Source organism: Streptomyces tricolor (assembly GCF_002155905.1).
Lineage (GTDB): Bacteria > Actinomycetota > Actinomycetes > Streptomycetales > Streptomycetaceae > Streptomyces > Streptomyces tricolor.
Genome location: NZ_MUMF01000716.1, coordinates 1 through 8,961 on the forward strand (window position 1 = coordinate 1; position 8,961 = coordinate 8,961).

At 74.9% G+C, this 8,961-nt stretch carries 6 protein-coding genes; all 6 read right to left on the reverse strand.

Going from position 1 to position 8,961, the window contains the following annotated elements:
- Positions 1 to 3,275, reverse strand: a 3,275-nt coding sequence (locus tag CCN44_RS38010) for a type I polyketide synthase (protein WP_143650284.1), incomplete at its 3' end; no start/stop codon positions are given.
- Positions 3,276 to 3,367: 92 nt separating this feature from the next.
- The gene (locus CCN44_RS38015) at positions 3,368 to 4,648 is read right to left on the reverse strand and encodes a methylaspartate mutase (protein ID WP_059256009.1); all 1,281 of its coding nucleotides are present in this window, start codon (positions 4,646 to 4,648) and stop codon (positions 3,368 to 3,370) included.
- A complete protein-coding gene (locus tag CCN44_RS38020) occupies positions 4,645 to 5,097 on the reverse strand; it encodes a cobalamin B12-binding domain-containing protein (RefSeq protein ID WP_059256007.1) in 453 nt (150 codons plus the stop codon). The genes CCN44_RS38015 and CCN44_RS38020 overlap by 4 nt, the downstream gene beginning before the upstream one ends.
- Entirely contained in the window at positions 5,097 to 6,335 is a 1,239-nt protein-coding gene (locus CCN44_RS38025) for a type III PLP-dependent enzyme domain-containing protein (RefSeq protein ID WP_059256006.1), read from the reverse strand. Before CCN44_RS38025 ends, CCN44_RS38020 begins: the two co-directional genes overlap by 1 nt.
- Positions 6,332 to 7,885 (reverse strand): class I adenylate-forming enzyme family protein, encoded by a 1,554-nt coding sequence (locus tag CCN44_RS38030; RefSeq protein WP_059256004.1) that lies wholly within the window; start codon positions 7,883 to 7,885, stop codon positions 6,332 to 6,334. The genes CCN44_RS38025 and CCN44_RS38030 overlap by 4 nt, the downstream gene beginning before the upstream one ends.
- Positions 7,882 to 8,961, reverse strand: a 1,080-nt coding sequence (locus tag CCN44_RS38035) for an AMP-binding protein (RefSeq protein ID WP_086703369.1), incomplete at its 5' end; no start/stop codon positions are given. The genes CCN44_RS38030 and CCN44_RS38035, both read right to left, overlap by 4 nt.

An 8,961-nucleotide genomic window follows, 5' to 3' on the forward strand; every position in this document is an offset into this window, starting at 1 on the left:
CCGACCACGTCATCGCCGGCGCGCAGGGCGAGTTCGACGAAGGCGGTGCCGGGGAACAGCAGGCGGCCGGCGATGACGTGGTCGGCGAGCCAGGGCTGGGTCCGGGTGGACAGGCGCCCGGTCAGGACGACGCCCTCGGCTCCGACGGCGACCACGGCGGCCAGCAGCGGGTGGCCGGCGGGGAGCTGGCCGAGTCCCGCGGCGTCGGGGGCGGGGCGCTGCTCCAGCCAGAAGCGCCGCCGCTGGAACGGGTAGCGGGGCAGGTCGACGCGGCGCCCGCCCAGGCCGGCGAAGTGCCGGTCCCAGTCGACGGGGACGCCGCGGGCGTGGGCGGCGGCGAGCGCGGCGAGGGCCTCGCGGGGTTCGGGGCGCTCGCGCCGCAGCACCGGCAGGAAGGCGGTGCCGGGCGCGTCGGTGCAGTCCGGGCCCATGGCGGACAGCACCGCGTCGGGGCCGACCTCCAGGAAGGTCCGTACCCCGGCGTCGGCGAGGGCGCGGACGGCGTCGTGGAAGCGGACCCGGGCGCGGACGTGCTCCACCCAGTACTCGGGGTCGCACAGCTCGGAGGTGACGGGAGCGCCGGTGACGGTGGAGACCACCGGCAGCTTCGGCTCGGCGTAGTCCAGCACGTGCGCGACGCGCCGGAACGCGGCCAGCATGGGTTCCATCAGCGGCGAGTGGAAGGCGTGGCTGACCCTGAGACGTTTGGTGTCGTGGCCGCGCGCGGCGAGTTCGGCGGCGATGCGCTCCACGTCGGCCGCGTCGCCGGAGACGACGACGGCGGCGGGCCCGTTGACGGCGGCGATGCCGGTGCGCGGGGTGAGCAGCGGTGCCACCTCGTCCTCGGTGGCGCGTACGGCCACCATGGCGCCGCCGTCGGGGAGTTGCTGCATGAGCCGGCCGCGGGCGGCGACCAGGATCGTCGCGTCCTGGAGGGTGAGCACGCCGGCCACGTGCGCGGCGGCGATCTCGCCGACGGAGTGCCCGGCGAGCTGGTCCGGGACGAGGCCCCAGCTCTCCAGGAGCCGGTACAGGGCGACCTCCACGGCGAACAGGGCGGGCTGCGCGTACTCGGTGCGGTGCAGCAGCTCGGCCTCGGGGGTGCCGGGCTCGGCGAACAGGACGTCCGTCAGCGGCCGGGCGAGCTGGAGGTCGAAGTGGGCGCAGACGGCGTCCAGGGCGTCGGCGAAGGCCGGGTGGGCGGCGGCGAGTTCGCGGCCCATGCCGACGCGCTGGCTGCCCTGCCCGGTGAACAGGAGGCCGAGGTCGCCGTCGGCCCGTTCGGTCAGGGGCGTGGTGCCGGTGGCCAGGTCGTGCAGCGCGGCGCGGAGTTCGGCGCGGTCGGCGGCGACCAGGACGGCCCGGTCGGGCAGCGCGGCCCGGGTGGTGGCCAGGGAGTGGGCGAGGTCGAGCGGGTCCGTCTCCGCCACGAGGGGGAGCAGGTCGGCGGCGCGGGCCCGCAGGGCTGCTTCGCCGCGCGCGGAGAGGGCGAAGGGCAGCGGGGTCCCGGCGGGCGGCACCGAGCGGGCGGCGGCGTCGGTGTCCTCGGACCGCGGCTGCGGCTTCGGCCGCCGACGCGTCCCCCGCTCCGGGGCCGGCTGCGGTTCCGGGTCCCGCTCCGGCTCCGGCTCGGGCTCCGGCTGTTCCAGGATGACGTGCGCGTTGGTCCCGCTGACCCCGAAGGACGACACGCCCGCCCGCCGGGCCCGGCCGGTGTCGGGCCAGGCGCGCTGCTCGGTGACGAGTTCCACCGCCCCGGACGACCAGTCGACGTGCGGGGTGGGCGCGTCGACGTGCAGGGTCGCCGGTATCCGCCCGTGTTCCATGGCGAGGATCGTCTTGATCACGCCGGCGACGCCCGCGGCGGCCTGGGTGTGCCCGAGGTTGGACTTGACGGAGCCGAGCAGCAGCGGGGCGCCGTCGGGGCGGCCCTGGCCGTAGGTGGCGAGGAGCGCGGTGGCCTCGATGGGGTCGCCGAGCCGGGTGCCGGTGCCGTGCGCCTCCACCATGTCGATGTCGGCGGCGGTGAGACCGGCGTCGGCGAGGGCGCTGCGGATCAGCCGCTGCTGGGCGGTGCCGTTGGGCGCGGTCAGACCGTTGGAGGCGCCGTCCTGGTTGACGGCGGAGCCGCGCACCAGGGCCAGCACGCGGTGGCCGTTGCGCCGGGCGTCGCTCAGCCGCTCCAGGACGAGCACGCCGACGCCCTCGGCGAATCCGGTGCCGTCCGCGGCGGCGGCGAACGCCTTGCAGCGGCCGTCGGGCGCGAGGCCCCGCTGCCGGCTGAAGGCGGTGAACACCCCGGGGCCGCCCATCACGGCCACGCCGCCCGCGAGGGCGAGCGAGGACTCGCCCTGCCGCAGCGAGCGGCACGCCAGGTGGACGGCGACCAGGGAGGCGGAGCAGGCGGTGTCGACGGTGACCGCCGGTCCCTCGGCGCCCAGCACGTAGGCGACGCGGCCGGAGATGACGCTGCCGGCGTTCCCGGCGAGCAGGTAGGCGTCGAGCCCGTCCGGGGCGTCGTGCAGGCGCGGCCCGTACTCCTGCACCTCGGCGCCGAAGAACATGCCGGCCGGGGTGCCGCGCAGCGCTGTGGGGTCGATCCCGGCGTCCTCCAAGGCCTGCCAGGAGGTCTCCAGGACGAGCCGCTGCTGCGGGTCCATGCCGAGCGCCTCGCGCGGGCTGATGCCGAAGAAGTCGGCGTCGAACTCGGTGGCGGTGTCGAGGAATCCGCCGCTGCGGACGTAGGCGCTGCCGGGCACCTCGGGGTCCTCGTCGTAGAGGGCGTCCAGGTCCCAGCCGCGGTCCTGCGGGAAGCCGGAGAGCACCTCGCCGCCCTCGGTGAGCAGCCGCCACAGGTCGGCGGGCGTGGAGATACCGCCGGGGAAGCGGCAGCCGATGCCGACGACCGCGATCGGCTCGCCGGCGGTCCCGTCACCGGCCGGCCGGGCGGGTTCCTCCGTCGTGCCTGTGGCCTCGGCGAGGAGCCGGGCCGCCAGGTCGTGGACGGTCGGGCAGTCGTAGGCCAGGCCCACCGGCAGGTCGAGCCCGGTCCGCTCGGTCAGCCGCCGGTGCAGGTCGACCGCGGCGAGCGAGTCGAGTCCCTGCGCGGCGAACGGGGCGGCCGGGTCGAGGGGGCCCGCCGTGCCCGGCCGGGCCGCCTCGATCGCCTCGGTCACGGCCGTGCGCACCAGTTCGGTCACCAGCCTGCGGTGCTGGGACGGTACGGCCGTGGCGAGCCGCCGCGCCAGCGCTGAATCGGTTCCGGGCCCGTTCATCCACGCATCTCCACTTTCGGCCGACACCGGTTTTCCTCACCTTTTTCCACACGCTAGTGACGGCCCTCGAAAGGCCACACCCTTAAGCACCCCTAGGGGCGGGCGAGTTCTCCGCCCGGTACCTCCTCGGGGGTGTGCCGGTCGAACGAACGGCGCACGTACGACAGGGAGTCGAGCAGGTCCGCGGAGGTGATGGCCCGCGCGGGGCGTACGTCGGCGATGCCGTTCAGCGGCATCTTTCCGATGTCCGCCCAGCGCAGCCGGCCGTCCGCGTCGATATAACTCCGGCTGCGTCCGGCGTTGTCCGGATGCAGGCAGTAGGGGACGTCGAGATATCCCTTGGCGAACGCCGCGAGCAGGGCGGCGCCGAGGTCGTCGTCCAGCTCCAGCACCGCGTCCACCAGCGCCGACGCCTCGGCGTAGGTCTGGGTGGCGGTGCCGTCCAGGGGGGTGCGCGGGGTGCGCGCGGCGACCGCCGCCGCGTGTTCGAGCGCGGCGACGTTCTCGGTCACCGTCGGAATGCGGCGGGATTCCGCGACGGTTTTCACGATGAGCCGTTCGGAGCCGGTGGCGACGGCGAGTTCGGCCGCTTTTCCGAGCAGTCGGTAGGCGCCTTCCTCGGTTTCCGGGAACAGGCCCATGTAGGCGTAGACGACGACATGCCATTCGGTGTCCGGCAGCCATCGCACGCACAGGCTGCGCAAGGCGGCCACCGCTTCCGCGTCCTGGAGCGGGTCGGTCTGCTGCGCGTAACTCACCGAAATGCTCCGGATGCCGTGCCGGCGGAAGAACAGCGCCTCCAGGACACTGATCGCGACGAGCAGGCCGGGCGGGCAGAGCTGGCCGAGGACGCAGCCGCCGAAGGTCTCCAGATGGGGTTCGGCGCCGGACTCGCGCCGGGCGGCGAGCAGTGCGCAGGAGGCCGCCCAGTGGGCGACGGAGGCGCGCAGCGGGACGCGGCCGTAGGGCAGGCAGTAGGAGACCGGGCCGCCCTCGGAGGCGTCGAGTCCGACGGCCGTCAGCGCGCGGAAGATGTCCTGCGGCGCGGCCGAGCCGTGCCGGACCTGGACCGGGAAGTCGGGGCCGTGGATCCCGTCCAGTACGGCCCGGGTGGTGGCCGTCGGGTGGCTGACGATCGGGTAGCCGTTGAGGGCGACGCCCTCCAGGACGGCCAGTCCGGCCGACTCCAGGTCGCCGACCCGGGTGTAGCTGTCCAGGGTGATCGTGCCGACGGTGGTCGCCGTGGCGTCGCGGGTGGCGAGCAGCCCGGCCCGCATCCGGTCCGGGCTGCTCATCCCCATCCGGGGCTGGACCACCAGGTGCCCGGCGGCGTGAGCCCGGCGCACGAACGCGCCGAACCCGGCGCCGGTCACACCAGGGCCCGCTGCGGCAGCGTGCCCAGCATCCGCTCGAAGGCGGCGACGCCGGCGGCGCTGTCGTCGAACACCGCGTCGTACCCGGCGGCGCGCAGCGCGGCCACCTCCTCGTCGCCGCAGGGGCCGGCGATACCGAGCTTGCCGCCGATGACGGCGGGCACGCCGGCGAGGTCGGGGTGCTCCCGCAGCCGGGTGACGGTCCGCATGCCGTCGTGGTAGCCGTGCCCGTTGACGCTGCTGACCACGATCAGGGCGGGGCGGTGGGCGAGGGCCTCGGCGATGAGCAGGTCCTCGGGGACGCAGGGCCCGAGGTTGACCACGCGGTGCCCGTGCTCTTCGAGGAGGAGCTGGAGGTAGACGAGGTTCCAGGTGTGGGAGTCGGAGATGCCGCCGGCCACGAGCACGGGCTGGTCGCCGGGGGCGGGAGCGGTCGGGAAGGGGCTCATCACAGGGCCTGTCCGTGGTCGTAGGTGCGGGTGTGCTCGATGCGGGAGACGGAGACGAGGTCGTCGCCGCGGACGACGATCTCGGCGGGGGCGGGCCGGCCGAGGAACATCAGCAGGCTGGCCGTGGGGCCGTAGGCGCCGGCGTTGGGCACGGTGAGCAGGTCGCCGGGGGCCAGCTCGGGCAGCGGGACGTTCCGGCCGAGCAGGTCGCCGGGGGTGCACAGCGGTCCGGCGAGGCTCGCGGGGCTGCCGTCGGCGCCGACGGACTCGTGCGGCTCCACGGAGACGGGCAGGATGCGGCCCAGTCCGGACATGCCGCCGAAGGTGTTGATGCCGGCGTCGAGGACGAGGTAGCGGTGGTCGCGGCTGTCCTTGACGTTGACGACGGAGGTGAGCAGGGTGCCGCTGTCGGCGACCAGGTAGCGGCCCGACTCGCAGGCGATCCGCGGGGCGCCCTCGCGCCAGCCGGGGAAGTGCTCGTCCAGCGCCTCGGCGAGGGCGTCGCGCAGAGCGCCGTACACCGGGCGTGCCCCCTGCACGGCGTAGGGGGCGGCGAATCCGCCGCCGATGTCCAGGAGGCGGAACGTGACGCCGAGGGCGTCCTGGAGGGCGGCGGCGGTGGCGACGGTGTGACGGAACTCGGCGACGAGGCTGGCCTCGTCCTTGGCGTTGCTCAGCGGGAAGAAGTGCAGCCCGGCGATGCGGGTGCCGGGCACCGCGCGCAGCTCGGCGGCGAGGCCAGGCAGGGTCTCGCTGTCGAAGCCGAACTGCGAGGGCACGCCCGTCATCCGGATGCTGGTGGCCGCGGCGCCGGTGGCGTTGTTGACCCGGATCAGGCAGTCGGCGGTCAGGCCGAGCTTCAGGGCCGTCTCGCCGACGCGGCGCAGGTCTCCGGGGGACTCGGTGGAGAACAGGCGGACGCCGCGGGTCAGCGCCTCGGTCAGCTCCTCGGTGGTCTTGCCGGGGCCGGTGTAGAGGATCCGGTCGCCGGGGAAGCCGGCCCGGAGGGCGGCGTCGAGTTCGCCGACGGAGCTGATCTCGGCGCGGCAGCCGCGGGCGCCGCCCGTGCGCAGTTCGCGCAGCAGCTCCGGGTGCGGGTTGGCCTTGGCGGCGTAGAACACCTCGACCTCGTCGGGCAGTGCGGCGAACAGGTCGTCGCGGGCCGCCGCCACCCGGTCCAGGTCGTAGACGTAGGACGGGGTGCCGAAGCGTTCGGCCAGCTCGGTGGGGCCGGTCACGGGGCGGTTCCTTCCAGGAGGCGGGCGAGCTGCTTGCGGTCGTGCTTGCCGTGCGGGGTCAGCGGCAGCTCGGCCACGACACGGCTCACGCCGGGCACCTTGGCGGGCTCCAGCCGCAGCGACAGCTCCTTCAGCAGGGCGTGCGGGTCGATGTCGCCCTCCGCGAACACCGCGAGGTCGCGGCCGGGGGCGGGCGGCAGGACGGCGGCGGCGCGGACGCCGGGGATGTCGGTGGCGGCGCTCTCGATCTCGGTGGTGCTCATGCGGACGCCCTTGTGCTTGAACATGTCGTCGCGCCGGCCCTCGTAGTAGAGGAAGCCGTCCTCGTCCACGTGGCCGAAGTCGCCGGTGTGCAGCCGCAGTCCGCCGTCGGGCGCGGGGCGGAAGGCGCGTGCGGTCTGTTCGGGTGCGCGCCAGTAGCCGGGCATGACGTGCGGTCCCTCGACCACGATCTCGCCGGTCTGCCAGGGCGGCAGCGGACGGCCCTCGTCGTCCACGACGAAGGCGCGGGTGCCGGGCAGCGGCCGGCCGACGGAGTCCGGTTTGGCGTCCTGGTAGGCGGGCGGCAGCACGGAGACGCGCTTGCACTCGGTCTGCCCGAACTGGATGATCACCTCCGCGCCGGGGAAGGCCGTGCGCAGTCCGTCGGCGGTGGTCTTGGGCAGTGCGGCACCGGTGTTGGTGAACATGCGCACCCGGGATTCCCGGGCCGGTTCGCGTTCGGCGAGGGCGCAGATCATGGTGGCCAGGGACGGCACGATCGGGACGACGGTGGCGCCGGTCTCCCGGATGCGGCGCAGCAGCACCAGGTCGGACTCGCCGTCGGCGAGCACGAGTTCGCTGCGGCCGGCCGCGGTGAGCAGCACCTTGTACAGGCCGTAGTCCCAGGAGATGGGGAAGCGGCAGAACACCACGTCGTCGGGGCGGTAGCCGAGTTCCAGGTTGATGGCCTCGGTGGCGAACACCATCCGGCCGTGCGGGCAGATCACCGCCTTGGGGGCGGCGGTCGAGCCGGAGGTGTAGACGAGGACGGCGATGTCCTCGGGCGCCACCTCGGCCCCGCCGGAGCGGGCCTCCCGTGCGCGCAGGGCGCTGATCTCGGGCCACGCCTCGCCGAGGCCGAGGACCGGCACGCCGCCGGCGAGGGCGGCGATCCGGCCGACGGCGGGGTCGGTGACGACGACCAGCGCGGGCTCGGCGTTCTCCACGACCGCCCGCAGGTGGTAGTCCTTCATGCCGGTGTTGACGGGGACCAGGACGGCGCCCCGGCGCGCGGTGCCGTAGAGCAGGGCGACCAGCTCGCGGGTGCTGGGCAGCTGGACGAGGACCCGGTCGCCGTGGCCGATGCCGCGCGCGGCCAGCCAGGCGTCGACGGCGTGGCTGTGGGCGGCGAGTTCCCGGTAGGTCCAGCGGCCCGCGCCGTCGGCGACCGCGGGGGCGTCGGGGCGCTCGGCGGTGGCCTCGTCGAGCAGGTCGTGCACCCGGGCGTCGGTACGGGCGTCGCGCGCCGGGGCGTCCGTGGGGGCCTGCGCTGTGGGTTGACCGTTCACTGCGACTCCTGCCGCCTTTCGTGTGTGCGTCCCGCCCCGGCGGACTGCCGCATGGCCGCGGCCCGGGAGGCGAGCTTCCTGCGGTCGGTCTTGCGGTTGGCGTTGAGCGGGAGCGTGTCCAGGTGGTGGTAGGCGCGCGGGACCACCGCGGCCGGCAGCAGCTCCCGCAGGTGGCGGGCGAGCCGGGCCGGGGGCACGGGCTCCCCGGTGTGGAAGACGGCCAGCTCGACCGTGCCGTCCACGGGCACCGCCACGGTGACGGCGTCCTCGACGCCCGGGCAGGTGCGGGCGGCGGCGTCCACCTCGGCCAGTTCCACCCGGACCCCGTGCACCTGGACCTGTGCGTCCTGGCGGCCCAGGTAGAGCCAGCCCCCGTCGTCGGCCCGCCGGACGCGGTCGCCGGTGCGGTAGAAGCGCCGGCCGTCCCGCTCCAGGAACCGTCCGGTGTCGTCGGCCGGATCCAGGTAGCCGGGGGTCAGCTGGGGCCCGGCGACGCACAGTTCGCCCTCGCCGTCGGTGCTGGGCGCGCCGGCGGGGTCGAGCAGCAGGGTCTCGTGGCCCGGGTGGACGGCGCCGATGGGCACCATGTCGTTCAGGTACCGCCCGGGCGTCCAGCGGTGCGCGGTGATGGTGATGGTGAGTTCGGTCGGGCCGTACAGGTTCTCCAGCGTCGCGCCGGGCGCGGCGGCGGCCCAGTCCTCGGCGTCCTTGCAGCTGAGCGCCTCCCCCGCGAAGAAGCTCCACCGCAGCGACGGCAGCGCGCCCGGCCGGAGCCCGCCGGTGCGGCGCACCAGGGTGATCGCGCTGGGCGTGGAGAACCACACCGTCATGCGCTGCTCGGCCAGGAACTCGGGCAGGTGAGCGTAGGCGCGGGCGGGAACCGGTACGACGGCGGCGCCGGCGCCCCAGGCGCAGAACAGGTCGAACATCGCGCAGTCGAAGTTGAGGTCGAAGGTTTGCGAGAAGACGTCGTGCGGTCCGAAGTCGTAGCGCTCGTCGAGCAGGCCGAAGTAGTGCGCGGTGTTGGCGTGGGTGACCGGCACGCCCTTGGGCCGGCCGGTGGAGCCGGAGGTGAA